Origin of the sequence: Enterococcus sp. FZMF, assembly GCF_030263915.1 — a bacterium.
GTDB classification, from domain to species: domain Bacteria; phylum Bacillota; class Bacilli; order Lactobacillales; family Enterococcaceae; genus Enterococcus_D; species Enterococcus_D casseliflavus.
Map to the genome: position 1 here is coordinate 522,300 of NZ_CP127160.1, position 17,806 is coordinate 540,105.

General features: G+C 37.0%; 12 protein-coding genes and 1 pseudogene. 12 read left to right on the top strand and 1 reads right to left on the bottom strand.

The annotated features are described in order from the left end of the window. Nucleotides 1-540: 540 nt before the first annotated feature. Nucleotides 541-1,872, bottom strand: a pseudogene (locus QN079_RS02490) (IS3 family transposase). 532 nt (nt 1,873-2,404) lie between these two features. On the opposite strand from QN079_RS02490, the gene QN079_RS02495 reads away from it, so the two are divergent. The 12 genes from QN079_RS02495 (at nt 2,405) to QN079_RS02550 (ending at nt 17,720) form a co-directional block, all read left to right on the top strand. Further along, nucleotides 2,405-3,274, top strand: coding sequence for a DUF2142 domain-containing protein (locus QN079_RS02495; RefSeq protein WP_259332108.1), 870 nt, complete (start codon nt 2,405-2,407; stop codon nt 3,272-3,274). A 54-nt stretch (nt 3,275-3,328) separates the two neighbouring features. Then, nucleotides 3,329-3,742: a hypothetical protein gene (locus QN079_RS02500; RefSeq protein WP_225582113.1), complete on the top strand. Its 414-nt coding sequence runs from the start codon at nt 3,329-3,331 to the stop codon at nt 3,740-3,742. A 695-nt stretch (nt 3,743-4,437) separates the two neighbouring features. Beyond that, the gene (locus tag QN079_RS02505) at nt 4,438-5,367 is read left to right on the top strand and encodes a glycoside hydrolase family 113 (RefSeq protein WP_015508930.1); all 930 of its coding nucleotides are present in this window, start codon (nt 4,438-4,440) and stop codon (nt 5,365-5,367) included. A gap of 82 nt (nt 5,368-5,449) precedes the next feature. Then, complete coding sequence (locus QN079_RS02510) at nt 5,450-6,757, top strand: ABC transporter substrate-binding protein (RefSeq protein WP_118215592.1); 1,308 nt, start codon at nt 5,450-5,452, stop codon at nt 6,755-6,757. Nucleotides 6,758-6,841: 84 nt separating this feature from the next. Next, a complete protein-coding gene (locus tag QN079_RS02515) occupies nt 6,842-7,723 on the top strand; it encodes a carbohydrate ABC transporter permease (RefSeq protein WP_005227426.1) in 882 nt (293 codons plus the stop codon). A 2-nt stretch (nt 7,724-7,725) separates the two neighbouring features. After that, the gene (locus QN079_RS02520; protein ID WP_118215591.1) at nt 7,726-8,553 is read left to right on the top strand and encodes a carbohydrate ABC transporter permease; all 828 of its coding nucleotides are present in this window, start codon (nt 7,726-7,728) and stop codon (nt 8,551-8,553) included. Nucleotides 8,554-8,565: 12 nt separating this feature from the next. Continuing rightward, complete coding sequence (locus tag QN079_RS02525) at nt 8,566-9,147, top strand: hypothetical protein (protein WP_005227430.1); 582 nt, start codon at nt 8,566-8,568, stop codon at nt 9,145-9,147. Next, nucleotides 9,144-11,375, top strand: a complete 2,232-nt coding sequence (locus tag QN079_RS02530; RefSeq protein ID WP_118215590.1) for an alpha-galactosidase — start codon at nt 9,144-9,146, stop codon at nt 11,373-11,375. Before QN079_RS02525 ends, QN079_RS02530 begins: the two co-directional genes overlap by 4 nt. A gap of 69 nt (nt 11,376-11,444) precedes the next feature. Next, complete coding sequence (locus QN079_RS02535) at nt 11,445-12,158, top strand: GntR family transcriptional regulator (protein WP_005227435.1); 714 nt, start codon at nt 11,445-11,447, stop codon at nt 12,156-12,158. Between the two features lie 668 nt (nt 12,159-12,826). Continuing rightward, the gene (locus QN079_RS02540) at nt 12,827-13,795 is read left to right on the top strand and encodes an acetylxylan esterase (protein WP_118215602.1); all 969 of its coding nucleotides are present in this window, start codon (nt 12,827-12,829) and stop codon (nt 13,793-13,795) included. After that, a complete protein-coding gene (locus QN079_RS02545; RefSeq protein WP_074536875.1) occupies nt 13,788-15,179 on the top strand; it encodes a glycoside hydrolase family 1 protein in 1,392 nt (463 codons plus the stop codon). Before QN079_RS02540 ends, QN079_RS02545 begins: the two co-directional genes overlap by 8 nt. 444 nt (nt 15,180-15,623) lie before the next feature. Further along, nucleotides 15,624-17,720 (top strand): YfhO family protein, encoded by a 2,097-nt coding sequence (locus tag QN079_RS02550; RefSeq protein ID WP_118215589.1) that lies wholly within the window; start codon nt 15,624-15,626, stop codon nt 17,718-17,720. Nucleotides 17,721-17,806: the final 86 nt, after the last annotated feature.

Genomic DNA, 17,806 nt, shown 5'->3' on the forward strand with positions numbered 1-17,806 from the left:
GACACTACAGCACAACTGAGGTTGTTAAATCGTTAAAAGTGATGAAAGAGAAACGAGTAAATAAGTTGTTTATACGTTTGTTGGTATGGTTTGATCCCGGCAAAATGATTGGACTAAAAATGAAGAGAACTAGTGATAGAGAGTGTCATTTCCCCCGAAAGAAGAACTTGATCGATAGACCCAATCGAACACTTTGCAAACTATCAAAAAGAACATATTATTTATGATATGTTTTTTGAAGGTCAGTCTTAGTCAGAAATTGTTTCAGGTGGACTTTTTCTCATAGCTGTCATGGATTTACCAAATTCAAGTGCAGTGATTGGATTGCTAATCAAGTTTATATAGAGAATTGTCAAGAGGTATATAAGTAAATAACTTTGAGGCATTATACATCTTATTTTCTTATATAAAAAGTATATTCCTCTTTTAAGAAAGAAAAATTGTACCCCGAAGCTTGCTGGACAATTGTAGTGACCCCAAAAAGTTAGACTTTTATGGAGTGGAGAAATCCACTCCTTTTTTGTACGATAAAATTAACTGTTAGACAGCTTTTTTTACAGCTTCTCTAAACTGAACCGGACTTCGCCGATTTAATTTCTTTTTGATGCGTTTATGTTTGTAATAATAGATATATTGGTCAATTTTTGTTTTCAATTCATCAAAACTCCGATAGATTTCTCCATGAAAAATTTCTTGCTTTAATAAACCAAAGAAGTTTTCCATAGGTGAGTTATCTAAACAATTCCCTTTAGGAGACATACTCTGGAAGATTCTACGAAATGGGCAATCATTTGTTATCTGGATTGCTTCTTCTAATCCTTCCATTATGGCTAGTGCGTTTGGTTTTTCAGAAATCCGATAAGATAGAATTTCACTATTGTAAAGATCCATGAAAGGATCTAAATACAGCTTTTTCTGACGAACGACACCTGTGGTGTCTACCTCATAATACTTAAACTCTGTGGTATTAGTTGTAATTTTTTGGTGACAGATATTTGTATAAAACCGACGATGAATACGATTTTTGGCGACAGTTCCAACCTTCCCACGATAAGAATTGTACCGTCGAGATTTTCGAGTGTAAGACTTTACTTCGATACCTAGTTTTTTTATCAGACGTTGAATCTTCTTTTTATTGACATGAATCCCTTGATTCTCTAATTCTTTTTTTAGTCGCAGACAGCCATAGTCTTTATGCTCCTTGCGAATTTCAATCATTTTTTCTTCAATTTCTTGGTCTGGGTTTGGTCTGTCAAACCGTTTCTGCCAATACATATAGGTTGCTTTAGGAAATTTCAATGTTTCAAGAAGCTCAACTAGTTTGAATGATCCTCGGAGGCTGGCGATGATTCGTGCGATTGATTCTTGCGTCTTTGTTGGGCTTCCTGTTTTCGCAGCTTCCTCAACTCTTTTAAAAAGGCATTCTCAATTTGAAGGGATCGTACTTGCTTTTCTAATGCCTTGATACGGTCGTGTTCTTCAGTTGTTGTACTTTCTTTTTTGTTTTCTTTTTTTCTAGTCAAAGTAAGTGGTCGCCCTTTCTCTTTTGAGAGCCCTTCAATACCTGCTTCTCTGAAATTACGCATCCAATTGGCAATAAGCGCAGGGTTGTTCATTTCTAAAGTGCTGGCAACTTCTCGATAGGACATCTCACTTGTTTGATATAACTCTAGCGCATTTAACTTAAATTGAACAGAATATTACTGATTTTGATGCTTTCTCAATAGACCTTCCTCTCCGTATTCACGATAGGCATTCACCCAATCACTTACTTGAGACACCGCATTTGTTGGCAAGATGACGATATCCGCCCACGCCACTAAGATATTCTTTAACGATTTTTAGTTTTAATTCAAAAGGATATTTTGCCATACAAATAACGACCCCCAAAAGTTAGATTCTTTGGTCTAACTTTTGGGGGTCGCTTCAAATCAAGCGAGGCGGGTATACTTTCTTTTTCATTTTCCCGCATCGAAAATAATATATCTTGCTTCTATTCTGAAAAATTGGTTTGGTTTCTTGAGGAATATCATCAAAATTATTGGTCTGACTTTTTGTTAGCTGTTAAGAAATCTTCTGATTGATGATCAAAATGAGAAGAGCTGTTTTTTTCCGTATTGTTTCGATCAGAATATATTGCCTTTTAGATAAAACTCATTATATAGCGATTGTGTGATAATGGATTCGAACAACTAATTTAAATTGTGATTTTCCAACGAAATACTTTTCCTTAAATGAATGAAAGTAAAATCAGTTTCATGCAAATAAACGGCGACCATCTGCTCAAACACTACTGCTTATGATTGGATTGGTATTTTTGTTATTTAAATTGTATTAATATTGAGAAACTGCTATCATTATGTGTTGTTAGTGGAGTATTCAATTTTTTGAAAGGGGGCTTCTAGTGGGAACCTCATTACCAAGTAAACAGAACTTTCCAGAATTCTTTTACTTATTTGCAATTATGATTTTCGGTGTAATCTCAACATTTATTACGTATCCCATAACCAACGGGGATGAAGGGTATCATTTAAGCAGGAGTTATACTATTTTCTCTGGAAATAATCCTGATTCAATGAAGACTGATACCGTGCGTAACCTTGAATTAATGGCGATAGCATCGAATAAGGAAGAACATGATTTTGACGTAGGCTCTTTCTTTAAAACAAAGTTGTCGGATGTTCAGGAGGACACGTTAAGCTTCCATCTGCAAAGAGAAAATAATTCAATCCTCAAAATAGGTATAGGTCATCTTCCAGCAGCCATAGGTGTGTTGATAGGTAGATACGTTTATCCCAGTTACGGTGTCATGTTAGTCTTTTCCAGACTTTCAAACTTAGTTTTTTTCGCGATCAGCTTATTCTTTATTATCAAAAGCAGTAAGGTAGCGAAATGGGCGTTGGTCATGCTGTTTTCAGTGCCATTTTTACAGAAAATTGCTAGCCCAAGTTATGATGTCTATTCTTATGTGGTTCTTTCAGCGTTTATGGTCAATTTATTGAACTTAGCTAGAGTAACTAGATTTAAAGATGTAACCAAAAAAAAGATAGGCTATACCCTTCTTACGATTTTTTTCATTTTGTTTGCAAAGAATAATTATGTTTTTGCATTACCTTCATTGTTTTTTCTGCCGTTGTTTACAAATAAAGCAACAGAGATATACACACGACAGAGGAAAGGCGTTCGCTTCGCTTTTTGGATTTTTATCATGTTAGCCGCTGTTGTTGTACTGTATTTCTTAAATCAGATATTTGGTTTAAGCAACTTTTTTTAACAATTTATTCATTCTTATTTGAATACTGAAACAATGGAGCGAAGAGGAAGAACCTTGTTCAATGTAGTTTCTACCATATTGCCAGATATGTTTAATCTGTTCTGGTTGTTGTGCTTGTTTTTTGTGATGTTAACTGAAAGAAAATTCTCATGGAAACCAGCATTTATTGTGGGATTGATTGCAATTTTCTTCACAAATTGGGTTGGGATTTTTGCCGGTTTTTATCTCATATTAGATAAACCAACCCAAGCATTTGATGAACTTAGTGGACGCTATCTGCATCCCTTTATTATCTGCTTCTTACCTTTTATCCAAACGATAAGTTACAGATACAATTTAGTATCCTCGCAAAAAGCAGTAAAAATGGTGGCGATTTTTTCTACAGTCTTAATAATGACATTATATTTGGTTGTTTGCTACTATAGAGGGTATGTTATTCATACCACACCTACATGGACGACAAGGTAAATGAATGGGGGGGCTGACCAAGTGAACTGGACATCCATTAGTAAACTAAAAAGTCAGACTTTTATGGAGTTGAGAAATCTACTCCTTTGTTTACCTCTTTCACCAACTTCATTTTACGACGTGCGCTAGCAAAGATTTGCATGTCTAGAGGGAAACGTAAGAGCTCTCGCCAAAAAAACTCCTTTCTATTTAGGGTGCGACCGCTTCCTAAATAGAAAGGATTTTTTGTGTTTGAGAATTATAAAGACAAAAGGTGGACAACAGGAAATCAGCAGTCATTTTTGATTACCAAAAAGGAAATAATCGCTTTTGATCAAATAATCTTCTGTATGAATGGCAAGGAATCCAAAACAAGTGAAAAATGCCTTTATCGTTGAGGTCTGTTTGATATGCTCAACAAACAATTTCCATAAAAGTATATATTTATATTGAATAAAGTATAAATATTGTGTAACATATTAAAGAAAGCGATTACAAAAACAGGTAAATGGAAACTGAAGAATAATCATGAATGATAGTCTGGGCATAACACTCTTCTTACCAAGGGATCAGAACATACTATGGCAGTTTTCTTTTTCATACTACTCTTAAAGCTTAAAAGTCTTGTGGAAAAGCAATGAGAAGAACAATAGGCTGTTTACATGTTCGGTATAGCCCAGCAGCATTTTATTTTCGTGTAGAAAGGAAAGAACTATATGGATCAAATCAATGCAGTAACATTTGGGTTTATGGCACGACGCGGCGAATGGGAGACGGAAACATGTAAATCTTCACTAAAAATCATGAAGAAGAGATGTGGTGCAACTCATGTCATTTTACCGATTGTAGTGACGCAAAAAACTCCACAATCCACAGTGATTGATTGGCAAGCAGAAACGGTTCTAAGTGATCTCGAAGTGATCCAACTGATTCACTATGCCAAAGACATCGGTCTATCTGTGATTTTAAAACCAATGGTCAATGTCGCTGACGGGACATGGCGTGCGCATATTAATTTTTTTGATCATGATGTCCCATGTGAGCCTAAATGGTCTGAATGGTTCAGCTCCTATGAAGCGTATATTTTACATTATGCAGCGATTGCTGAGAAAACCCAGTGTGAAATGTTTGTTGTTGGCTGCGAGCTGGTTAATTCAGATCGACGGGAAGCACAGTGGCGGGAATTGATTGCAAAAACAAGAAACAGCTATGCTGGACAAATCACTTACAACTGTGACAAATACCAAGAAGACCATGTTGCTTGGTGGGATGTTCTAGATGTAATTTCTTCTTCAGGTTATTATCCCATCGATCAATGGGAATCTGAATTGGTTCGAATTGAACAGGTTGTAAAAAGATACAACAAACCCTTTTTCTTTTGTGAAGTAGGTTGTCCTAGTCGTAAAGGGAGCCAGTATTTGCCGAATGATTGGCAGTTGAATGGATCTGTTGATCAATCTGCACAAAAAGCATGGTATGACAAAATGTTTGCTGCTTGTCAAAAGTATCCTTGGGTTAAAGGGTTCGGCATTTGGGACTGGAAAGCCGACGTATATCCGCTGGAATTAGCCGACAATGACACAGATTATGCTATCTATGGAAAAAAGGCAGAGAAAGTAATAAAAAAATATTTCGAAGAAAAATAATAAAAGTATATACATTTAAAATAAAAAGTGATAATATCTAAATGTAATCGTTTTCTTTATAATTTTATTAGGAGGAGAGAGCATGAAATTGAAGTTTTTGAAGGTATCTGGGGTTATAGCAGCAGTTGGGATTTTAGGAGCTTGTGGCACTGGCAGCTCCAACACTGATTCTGATGGAAATGAAGTTGAAACAATTACTTTTATCAACCATAAAACTGACTGGGAAGGAAACGGGAAATGGGATGAGTATATGGCGGAATTCAATGAAAAATATCCCAATATCAATGTCGAAATTCAAACGATCACAGATTACGCTGGTCAAGTAAAAACAAGAATGAACAGCAAAGAATATGGTGATTTGTTAATGATTCCTGGTGATATAAATCCTCAAGATTATAGTACATTTTTTGAACCGCTAGGAGACAAAAGCGAACTTTCTGAAAAATATTTAGGCTTAAATGATCGTTCTTATCAAGGAATATCTTATGGCATTCCAACTCAAATGAATGCTACGGGTATGGTGGTAAATATGCAAGTCTTTAAAGATGCCGGCATTGAAGATTTTCCAAAAACACCGGAAGATTTTATAGAGGCTTTAGAAATGATCAAAGAAAATGATGAAGATGTGACACCATTGTATACAAACTATGCAGCAGGTTGGACTTTATCAAATTGGGATTTTGTTCGTGCAGGAGCGGCGGGTGATGCTGATTTTACTAATAAGATGACTTCTGACCCCGCACCATTTTCTGATGGAAAAATTATGAATACGATATACAGTACACTTTATCAAGCAAGCAGCAAAGGTTTGATTGAAGCAGATCCGACTACCACTGATTGGGAACAATCAAAAATTGATTTAGCCAATGGTAAAATTGGTGTTATGGTATTGGGCAGCTGGGCAGTACCGCAAATACAAGAAGCAAATCCAGACAATGCAGAAAATATTACTTTTCAGGCCTTTCCAATGACTGCGCCGGACGGCAAGCAATATCTGGGGGTTGGCGGCGACTACAACTTAGGCATCAATGTCAATAGTGAACATAAAGAAGCTGCAAGAAAACTATTGGATTGGTTGGTGAACGAGTCAGATTATGCTAAAGACAATGGCGGTCTTCCTTCATTGATTGGCGCAGAATATCCAGACTCTTTAAAAGACAGTCAGGCAGCTGGTGTTGAGTTATTAGAAGAGAACCCTGCGCCAGAAGGAAAAGAATCCTTGTTCAGCGATATTAATAACCAATCAGAACTAGGCATTGGATCAACTGATAACGAAAAACAACGCATGATAGATTCGGCAATTGGGAATACATCTGAAAGTTTTGACGCTATCATGGATGATTTTAATTCTCGATGGTCAAACGCTATAGAGGCAGTTTCAGGTAACTAATATTTGAAGCGATTCAAAGAAAGCTGCTTAACATAGATGTACAAGCATCTGTTTTAAGCGGCTTTATTTTTAGGAGTGTGAATCATGAGAAAAATTAAGATGTCACAAAAAATGGAGAAACGTTTAATTATTTTTTCTTTTACCATTATTCCTCTAGTGCTGTTGCTAACGTTCTCTTACTATCCCTTAGTAAAAATGTTTCAATATAGTATGACAGATTGGAATGGCTATAGTCCCAACAGTAGTTTTGTCGGGATAGATAACTATCGAACGGTTTTAACGAATCCTGCTTATTTCACTGTATTTAAGACAAGCATGTATTATTTTATTGCAACCTTTTTTCAATTAGGTCTTGCGCTATTATTTGCAACGATTCTATCGTTTAAAGTAAAGTTTGCCAATTTTTGGAAAGGGATTTTGTTTTTTCCATACTTGTTGAATGGTGTGGCGATTGGATTTATCTTCCTTTATTTTTATAAAGGTGGAGGAACATTAGATACTGTATTGACTGGTCTAGGGCTTGAGAGTCAAATTCGTTTATGGTTGGGTGATCGGTCAATCAACAATATTTCACTGGCATTTACATCCATCTGGCGCTACACGGGATTCAATTTTTTGATTTTCTTAGGAGCGATCCAATCGGTCAATCCGGAAGTCTACGAGGCTGCCGAGATTGATGGGGCAAATCGTTGGGACGAATTTTTATACATTATATTGCCGAGTATTCGCAACATTATTTTCTTGAATATTATCTTAGGAGTCAGCGGTTCGTTGAGCGTATTTGACATCCCGTATATTATGACTGGCGGATCGAATGGCACCACTACTTTTGTTATTCAGACGATCGATACTGCCTTTAAGTACAACAAAGTTGGCTTAGCATCCGCAATGGCGATTATACTGTTGATGATTGTGGTGGTCGTTACAGCGATTCAACGATTAGCAACACGAGAGAAAGGAGCCTAGCTATGAAGAGAAAATCATTCACGATCGGGAAGATAGTTCAATACGCTGTCTTGCTTTTGGGGACTGTTGCAGCAATTTTACCGATCCTCGTTGTATTTATCGGTTCATTAAAATCAAATGATGAATTTTTGACCACCGGTGTTTTAGCATTGCCTCAATCTTTTGATTTTAGTAATTATAAAACAGCATTTGTAAATGGACAAATGCTGTTAGGGTTTAAAAACACGATGCTTATTTTTGCTATTAGTATGGTTGGAAAACTTACGCTGGGTTCGATGTTTGCTTATGTAATGAGCCGGTTTGATTTCAAATTAAAAAAAGCCATCATGCTTTTGTTCATGATGGCAATGCTGATCCCAGGAATCACAGCTCAAGTAGCAACATTTCAAATTATCAATAACTTAGGATTGTTTAATACAATGTGGGCAGTGATTGTATTGAACTTAGGTACAGATGTTATATCGCTGTATGTGTTTATGCAGTATCTCCAAGAGATTCCCATCTCGTTGGATGAATCAGCGTTTTTAGATGGTGCCAGCTATTTTGGGATCTTTTGGCGTATCATTCTCCCCAATTTAAAAGCACCGATCGTTACCATGTTGATCATTAGCGGTGTAGGTGTTTATAACGACTTTTACAGTCCGTTTCTTTATATGCCCGACCGTCATTTGAAAGTGATTTCCACGGCATTATTTGCTTTTAAAGGTCCCTATGGAAGCAACTGGCCAGTTATTTTAGCGGGAGTAGTTATTGTGATCATTCCGATATTGATTGTGTTTTTAGCTTTACAAAAATATATTTATAATGGTGTAGCTGGGTCGGTGAAATAAGGAGGAAGTGTTATGCTGCAAACGTCATCACGCGTCGTTCTTTTTATCGAAAAGTGTTATCAATGCATCAGCAATTCTTTCTTTTTTTGGGGAATGGTTATTCGTCACTTAATTGTGTATGGATGGTCTAGCGCGATGCGAAGAACACTGCTTAGACGAAATATGCAAACAGACCAACAAGTGGCAGAAAGCTCAAAACGCGGGCATCCCTTTGACTCTATTCTTTCAACGATGTTGACAAGCGGATTAAGCTTGTTTTGGCTCAGTCAGTTTTCGAATACTGAAAGCAGGATGTCTGGTTTGATCAAAGTAGTAGGGACAACCTTATCGATTCTATCATATCTTATAATGGTTTATTATCTTCTAGAAAGTGAAAAAAAAGGACCTGGGGTAGCAGCTTTGTATCAAGGTATCAAGAATATCGTTATACGACCATTTTTCACATTCTTTCTAGTGTCGCTCTTTATTCTGGCAAGTCTTCTTTGGGTAATAAATCCCATTCTGTTTTTTTCGGCAGCACCAGGAATTGTGGTCGAATTTATTTATCAAGGAAAACAAAAAATTTTTTTTAGCCCTGAAAAGGAGAAAATATGATCTATATTAATAATAATAAGGAGTTTCACTTAACGAATGGAATGATTAGTTATATCTGTAGGGTTGAGGAAAAAACAGGTGTCTTGGAGCAGTTATACTTTGGATCAGCCATTCCTCATCAACCAACGTTTGATTACTTGATTGAACGTGAGATTCGTCCTTCTAATAACTTCAAGAAAGAGGACCATACCTCTTCGCTGGAACATATTAAGCAAGAAATGCCAATGTATGGGACAACAGATTTTCGCTATCCTGCCGTTGAAGTTCAATACCCAGATGGAGATGCTATCAGTCATTTTAACTATTCGAATTATCGGATATCAAATAAAAAGAGAAAAATCCCTAATTTGCCAACTAGTTTCTATGACGAAGCAGAAGCTGAAACGCTGACGATTGTATTAAAAGATCGTTATTCTTCGTTGACAATTGAAATGGATTACACTATTTTCAAAGATTTCCCTATCATTTCTAGACAGAATCATATCGTGCATCATGATGATTGCCGTTACCAATTGATGCGGTTTATGAGTATGAGTCTTGATTTGCCAATAGATGACTGCGATTGGCTGCATTTAGATGGTGCTTGGGCCAGGGAAACGCAAGTGAAGAGGGACAAACTGCATAGTGGATTGCAGCAAATTTCCAGTACCCGCGGTGCCAGCAGTCATATCCACAATCCCTTTTTTGCAATATGCGAAAAGTCTGCAACTGAATTTCAAGGAGACGTGTACGCATTTAGTCTTATTTATAGCGGAAATTTTGTTGGACAAATCGAAGTGGATACATATCGTATCTCTCGTGTTCAAATGGGGATCAATCCCTATCAATTTTCTTGGCAATTAGAAAAAGGTGACGTTTTCTCCAGCCCAGAAGTCATAATGAATTATGCACAAAATGGCTTTAATGAAATGAGTAAAAACTTCCATGCTTTTTTTAAAAAGCATTTGATTCGCCAAACGTGGGCATCGAAGGAACGTCCTGTGTTGATAAATAATTGGGAAGCCACTTACTTTAATTTTGATGAATCAAAGATCCTGGCATTAGCTCAAGAAGCAGCCGATTTAGGGATAGAATTGTTTGTTTTAGATGACGGCTGGTTTGGTCATCGAGACAATGATGCTTCTTCATTAGGAAACTGGCAAGTCGACAAAAGGAAATTACCGCATGGCATTCGCAGTTTATCACAAAAAATCCATGAAAAAGGTTTGAAATTCGGGCTATGGTTTGAACCAGAAATGGTTTCTATGGATACACCTCTTTACCAAGCTCACCCTGATTGGATAGTGGGGCACCCGCAAAAGAACATTTCACATGGGCGAAATCAATACGTGTTGGATTTTAGTCAGAATTGCGTCATTGACTGTATTTTTGAACAGATGGATGCAGTGTTAAAGGCATGTGAGATTGATTATGTGAAGTGGGACATGAATCGCTATATCTCAGAAGCGTATTCCGTCTCGTTAGGAAAACAGCGGCAAGGCGAGTTTTTCCATCGTTATATTTTAGGCGTCTATGCTTTGTACGAAAAACTGTTAGCAAAATATCCTGATTTGTTAATAGAATCCTGTGCTGGCGGCGGCGGTCGATTTGACCCTGCCTTACTGTACTATGCTCCTCAAACGTGGACGAGTGATGATACAGATGCGATAGAGCGCCTCAAGATTCAATACGGTGCATCAATGGTTTATCCGCTCTCTGCGATAGGAAGTCACGTATCTGAGGTGCCTAATCATCAAGTGGCCAGGATGACGTCATTAAAAATGAGAAGTGATGTTGCCTTGTTTGGCACATTTGGGTATGAATTAGATGTGACTAAGCTTTCTCAAAGAGAAAAAAGTCAGGTCAAAAACCAGATCATACTTTTTAAAAAACATCGGATGCTGCTTCATACGGGCACTTTTTTCCGTCTGCAAAGTCCTTTTAATGGGAATGTATGCGCATGGATGGTCGTTTCTGAAAATCAAACAGAAGCTTTGATTGGTTATTATCAAGTCTTAGCAGAGCCTAATCCGCTATATCAGCGCTTGCGATTAAAAGGATTGAACGCAGATTTTGATTATACGGTATGGGAAAAAGAACAGGTTCGAACGGGGAAAGATTTGATGGCTGTCGGCTTGATTTTTGGCGAGAATTATATTGATCGAGCATCAGATTTTTGGCAACGACAAATGGCAGGGGATTTTTCTTCAAAGCTCATTTATTTAACACGAAACAAGATACAGGGTTAAATAACAAATAGACAAAGTAAAGGAATCAGGCTAAAATCAAAAGGGAGAGTAAGCGAAAGGTGAATGAGAATGCAAAAATATATTTATATTTCAAATGATATTCGCAATCGGATTTTAGACGGCACCTACAAAGCAAATGACCAGATTCCTTTTGAAAAAGATTTGTGTACAATGTATGACTCAAGTAAAATGACGATCAAAAAAGCGTTAGATATTTTAGTTTCAGAGGGCTTGATCATTAAGCGTAGGGGATCGGGAACATTTGTTAAGGACTTGGCTATTGAAGAGATCGAGCGTATAGCGATGGCAAATCAATTTCGAGGAACCACTGCGTTAAATCCTGGAAAAAAAGTGACTAGTCATGCGTTGACCTTTACTGTGGTAGTTGCTGATGAACTAGTCGCCAATAAGTTGAATCTGACACCAAATAGTTTTGTATATGATATTTATCGGGTTCGTTATATTGATGGAAAGCCCAAAGTCATGGAAAAAACGTATATGCCTATAGATTTGATTCCAGGTTTAAAAAAAGAAAATGTAGAAGGATCCATATATGAGTACATTGAAGAAGATTTAGGATTGGTTATTCAAAGTGGTCATCGACGGATTTCGGTTCGAAGAGCTACAGAGGAAGAATCGCAGTATTTAAAACTTGAAAAAGGCGACCCCGTCGCTGTAGCAGAACAAATTGCGTATTTTGACACCGGTGCTGCTTTCGAATACTCAAGATCGGTCCACCGATACGATGAGTTTTCAGTGGAAATGATCCTCACCAGAAATTGAGCAATCAGCGAATTGGTTGCTCAACTTTTTACACGAAAAACACAAAAAGTATTTACGAATATAATTAAAAGTATATATCATTTTTACGGCAAAGTGCTTCTGTGAAGGTATTCTATGATGTAAGCGAATCCACTGCAATATTAGGGGATGGAAAGAAAATGTGATTGTTGAAAAACGATCATGGATGCTTCTAAATTAGAAGAGAACGTTGACGGCAAGCAAGGATGTCTTTCAGACGCAGCTTAGTGAAAGCCGCACAATTCTTTGGAGAGAGGGAAAAGAATTGAGTTCCAGCTTTTTTTACCAGCTCTATTTGGCAGCGCAATGAGAAGCGTATAGCGCAGACATCACAGAACCTTTCACAGGAAAAAGTAGTTGACACAGTGAACGTATCAAAGCTTGTTTTTATGCTTGAGGCGATGAATGGTACCATTTTTAGTCATTACCAAGTGCCCGATTTCTTTCACAGATAGGTCCAAACGCCTTATTACTAGCAGCAGAATGTTGTGGTGAGAAGGGGAATCAGCAACAATTTCATCGCATCTTTTTTATTTCCTGCCAATCAATGGTACATCAGAAATTCCAATAAAATTCAGCCTGTACAGTTCAGAAAAGCTGCCAACGAATTGAACCAGCCGTTAATTTTAAAAAGAGGGAAGGAAAAACTATTGTATTTTAAGGATGCCCAAGCATTATGGGGAAAATATCTAGGCAGTGGGAAAAAGCCGAAAGATTTTGACGAATTTTGGAATAATGGGAAGAAGATCATTGAGTCATTGCCTAAAACGTTTGACCTAGTGCCTCATGAGATTTTTTCGCATGTCGCAAAGGGGTATGATTTGTTTTTTACCGCACATGACGGTAACCGTATCCACTGTCAATTCATCGTACCAATGGATGAGAAAAAGAAATATCCGACTCAATTTCAATTTCATGGCTATCATGGAAATAGCGGTGATTGGAGTGACAAAATCGGCTTAGCTGCAGAAGGGTACTGTGTTATCGCAATGGATGTTAGAGGTCAAGGCGGAATATCTGAAGACAGCAGAAAAGTTTCTGGCGGGACCTTGAAAGGTCATATTATTCGTGGTGTAGATGACGGACCGGATGAATTATTTTATCGGCAGGTCTTTCTAGATGTTTACCATCTGGTGCGTATCGCGTGCTGCTTGCCTCAAGTCGATGAGAATCAATTATCTGTGTATGGCGCTTCTCAAGGTGGAGCATTAGCAATCGTATGCGCAGCTTTATCGCCTTCAGTCAAACAAATTTTCACCTTATATCCCTTTCTAAGCGACTATCGTGAAGCGTTTCGATTAGAGGTGACACAATCAGCTTATGAAGAATTGGCATACTGGTTTCGCTTTAGAGATCCAAGTCATGCAAAGGAAGAAAGTTTTTTTTCGGTATTGGATTATATCGACATCCAATACTTGGCAGAAAGAGTACAAGGAGAAGTCTTTTGGGGGATTGGATTAGCGGATACTATTTGCCATCCGAAGACACAATTTGCTGTGTTCAATCAATTGCAAGGGGCAAAAGAAATGATTGATTTTCCAGAATACGGACATGAATACATTCCGCTTTTTAGTGATTTCATGCGTAAAAAATTAATTGGAGGGAAAATGAATGAATGATTTTCCAAAAGGGTTTTGGTGGGGAGCCGCCACATCTGGTCCTCAAAGCGAAGGACGTTTTCAAAAAAAACACGCAAATATGTTTGATTATTGGTTTGAAATCGAGCCAGAGGCTTTCTATCAACAAGTAGGACCGGATACAGCATCCAATTTTTACAATAGTTATAAAGAAGATATTGCACTAATGAAGGAAATCGGACTAAACAGCGTACGAACATCGATTCAGTGGAGTCGGTTGATTGACGATTTAGAAAAAAACAGCATCAACGAGGAAGCTGCCGCTTTTTACAACGATATGATCGATACATTCCTTGAACACGGCATCCGTCCTATAATGAATCTGCATCATTTTGATTTGCCCGTAGAGTTATATCACACATATGGCGGTTGGGAATCTAAACATGTTGTAGAGTTATTTGCAGGGTTTGCGAAACATTGCTTTACTCTTTTTGGCGATCGCGTGAAAGAATGGGTGACACATAATGAACCAATGGTTGTTGTGGATGGGGAATATTTGTATGAGTTTCATTATCCAAAACAAGTAAATGGGAAAAAAGCAGTCCAAGTTGCTTATAATCTTAATTTAGCTTCAGCTAAAGCAATTGAAGTCTTTCGCAGCCTGGATCTGCAGTCAAAAGGAGGGCGCATCGGAACAGTCTTAAATTTAACCCCCACATACGCAGCTAGTGACCAGACTCAAGATTTGGAAGCAGCCCGCTTTGCTGAGTTATGGAACAACAAGATGTTCTTAGAACCAGCTGTTTATGGCAGATTTCCAGAAGAATTGGTGCAGATATTGGAGAAGGATCGTGTTATTTGGGAAGCAACTGAAGAAGAAGCTATTATTCTCCAGAACAACACCATCGATTTTCTAGGTGTGAACTTCTATCATCCCCATCGTGTGAAAGCACCTGAGATAGCACCTGACTCGGTTGGGGAATGGATGCCTAATCGTTATTACTCTGAGTATGAGATGCCTGGGAGAAGGATGAATATTGATAAAGGCTGGGAAATTTATCCAAAGGCGTTATACGATATTGCATTAAATATCAAAGAAAATTACGGGAACATTCCTTGGTTTGTCTCTGAAAACGGGATGGGGGTTTCGCGAGAAGAACGCTTCTTAAATGAGTCCGGTATGATCGAAGACGACTATCGTATTGATTTCATTAAAGAACATTTGGACTGGCTTCATAAAGGAATACAGCAAGGCTCAAACTGCTTTGGTTATCATTTGTGGACACCGATTGATTGCTGGTCATGGAGCAACGCCTATCGCAATCGCTACGGATTTATCTCTAACGATATTCATACCCAAGTGAAGACGATCAAAAAATCGGGTTATTGGTTTAAATCTTTTGTAGGAGAAGCCAAAATTGTTTAAAAGGCGCTTGTCTTATTGAAACTTTACGCCTGATCTTGGCAATCGCAAAGCTTTGTCCGTTTGTTAAAAGTGTTAAAAACTTGATTTCTAGAAAATCGAGGGAGTATTGGATAAGGGAAATTTAACTGCCGTTATTCCAAAGAGCCGATTGAAAAGAATGCTAATCAAAAGAAAAATCTTTTTAGGGAGGTTGATGTGCTAAGCATCAACCTTCCTTTTTTAATCATTTATCGTCGACAAATCGTGAGAGAGCAAGTAGTGCAAGCGAATTAGTGTGTAAAATGAATTTCGTTATTCATTAAATTTTAAAATTGAATATGGCAAAATGATTTTTTGAATTTAGTTCTAATAGTTTAGTTATTTAAATTGAATTGGCATTGAGTAACTGCTATTATAAAGTGTCGTCAATAGTGAAATATTTAATTTGGTAAAGGAGTACTACCTTTGAAATTGATACGATCCTTCGTTAGACAGCATCAATCAATTATATTGTTTACACTTTTATTTGGACTTGTTTTCATTTTAGGTTATTATCCTCTGTGGAGTCAAAAGCTATCTCTGATATGGAAAATAGATAGCGTAGGTCAGTACTATCCAGCATTTATTTATACTGGGCGTTACCTGCAAGACTTTATCTTAGGACTATTCAGTGGACAAATCAATCTTCCAAGCTTCGATCTTTCTATAGGTATGGGTGAAGACGTGATTGGTTCATTAAACTACTATGGTTTTGGTGACCCGCTCAATATTTTTTCTGTTTTTGTAACTGCTCAAAATGCACCATATTTATTTTCTTTTATGATTATTTTCAGAATGTGGTTGTCTGGTTATGCTCTGATGAAATATTTCTCGTATTTCAGATTTGACAAAGTAGCGATTATTTTTAGTGCCCTATCCTATGTATTCTGTGGTTTTTCGGTTGTAGGGGGAACAAGGTATACCGAATGGCTCTCAGTTCTAATTTTCTTCCCAATGATTTTATTAGGGATTGAGAAAATGATGCGTCAAAAGAAATTTAGTCTCTTCATTGTTTCTGTGATGTTTGCGGCTTTATGTGGTTTTTATTTTTTATTTATGGTTTCCGTTGTGTTAGCACTATATTTCCCTATACGTCTATTATTTAAACGTCTGAGTTTGAAATACTTAGTTGCAAATGTAGGAAAAGGAATATGTGCATATATCTTAGGAATTTTGTTAGCAGCTCCTTTTTTCCTACCGACTCTTCAAAGCTATTTCTTAAGTGAGAGAAACAGTGAACCGATGAGTAATATTATTTTCAATTTAAATAACTATATCCCGAATTTCTCAATCAATTTGGGGGACTTTCTTACTATGAAAGATGTCGAGCCGCCTATTTTCTTATCCGGAATTATAGTAATAGAATTATTAGCAATTATTCTATTACTTTTTCTGCCGAATAATAGAAAAAAAGTACAGTGTTTGATTTTTCTAGGTCTGGCATTTATTGCCTATTCTTTGCCTATCACAGGCTATCTACTCAATGGATTTGGTCAAACAAATGATAGATGGGCGTTTATAGTTCATTTGCTGCTTTCAGGAATTCTGGCTTATGTAATAACGGAGTATAGAAAAATATTGGACAATGAACTTACTCATCAAAAGAGTAGAAACAAAAAAATAAGTATTGTTTATCTTCTTTTAGGGACGATGATCATTACAAATTTAATTGTAAATTTGTGGGGGATTTATTCTGATTATGGTGAAGGATGGACGCAAAAATTCATTCCCCTTGAAACTTCAGAAGTATACACAGCGTCACCTGTAAAAAGCTCAAAAAACATAAAGGAAGACGTTGAGCTGTTTAGAGTTTCTAACGACACATTTACTGAAGCTAATGGACGTCCCGAAAATTTAGCAATGATTAATGATTATTACGGATTAACCTACTGGCTGAGTATAATAAATAAGCACACGCAAGAAATAGTTGATCAATACAACCAATCGTCTTTACGATGGCGGTCATATGGTTTTGAAGAGGATAATGCAATGAATACCCTGAGTGGTGTGAAATATCATCTTTCAAAGGAGCCGATGCTAAATGAAGATGGCTACCAACAAATTGAAACTCTGTCTTTCAACAATGAACAGTGGTATGTCTATGAGAATAAAAATTTCCGAGGCTTGGCTTATATTTTGAACGAAGATGATATGAATATCTCTGACATACATGTCGAAGAAAATCGGAATCATTTGCAAAAAGTAATCAAAGATTCCTCAAGTAATGTGAGGGAGATATATTATAAAGAAAATATTTTTGAAATCAATGCAATTGCAAGTAAAGATGAAAATCTTGTGCTATCAGTTCCTTATCATAATAATTGGAAAGCCTATATAAATGAAAAAGAGGTAAGCCTGAATAAAAGCGGAACAAACTTTATGACTGTGCCGCTTAGTGAAGGAGAAAATCACATCAGGTTTATCTATTCCAACCCATTTATTTTAATTGGTACTATTTGCTCTGTATTTTCTCTCATTGCTTGTGCAGTAATTTATTTTATTCGAAAAAAAGCGGATAACTAAAGAATACGATCTTGTCTATGTAATAAGTATAGATTAGATCGTTTTTTTTGGCTCTTTGTCAATAAGGACTGATGAGTTGTGCAAAA

Excerpts from the sequence above, each read along its gene's own strand:
- QN079_RS02535 (WP_005227435.1), top strand. The coding sequence starts at position 11,445 with ATGCAAAAATATATTTATATTTCAAATGATATTCGCAATCGGATTTTA.
- QN079_RS02515 (WP_005227426.1), top strand. The coding sequence starts at position 6,842 with ATGAGAAAAATTAAGATGTCACAAAAAATGGAGAAACGTTTAATTATT.
- QN079_RS02525 (WP_005227430.1), top strand. The coding sequence starts at position 8,566 with ATGCTGCAAACGTCATCACGCGTCGTTCTTTTTATCGAAAAGTGTTAT.
- QN079_RS02530 (WP_118215590.1), top strand. The coding sequence starts at position 9,144 with ATGATCTATATTAATAATAATAAGGAGTTTCACTTAACGAATGGAATG.
- QN079_RS02510 (WP_118215592.1), top strand. The coding sequence starts at position 5,450 with ATGAAATTGAAGTTTTTGAAGGTATCTGGGGTTATAGCAGCAGTTGGG.
- QN079_RS02520 (WP_118215591.1), top strand. The coding sequence starts at position 7,726 with ATGAAGAGAAAATCATTCACGATCGGGAAGATAGTTCAATACGCTGTC.
- QN079_RS02545 (WP_074536875.1), top strand. The coding sequence starts at position 13,788 with ATGAATGATTTTCCAAAAGGGTTTTGGTGGGGAGCCGCCACATCTGGT.
- QN079_RS02505 (WP_015508930.1), top strand. The coding sequence starts at position 4,438 with ATGGATCAAATCAATGCAGTAACATTTGGGTTTATGGCACGACGCGGC.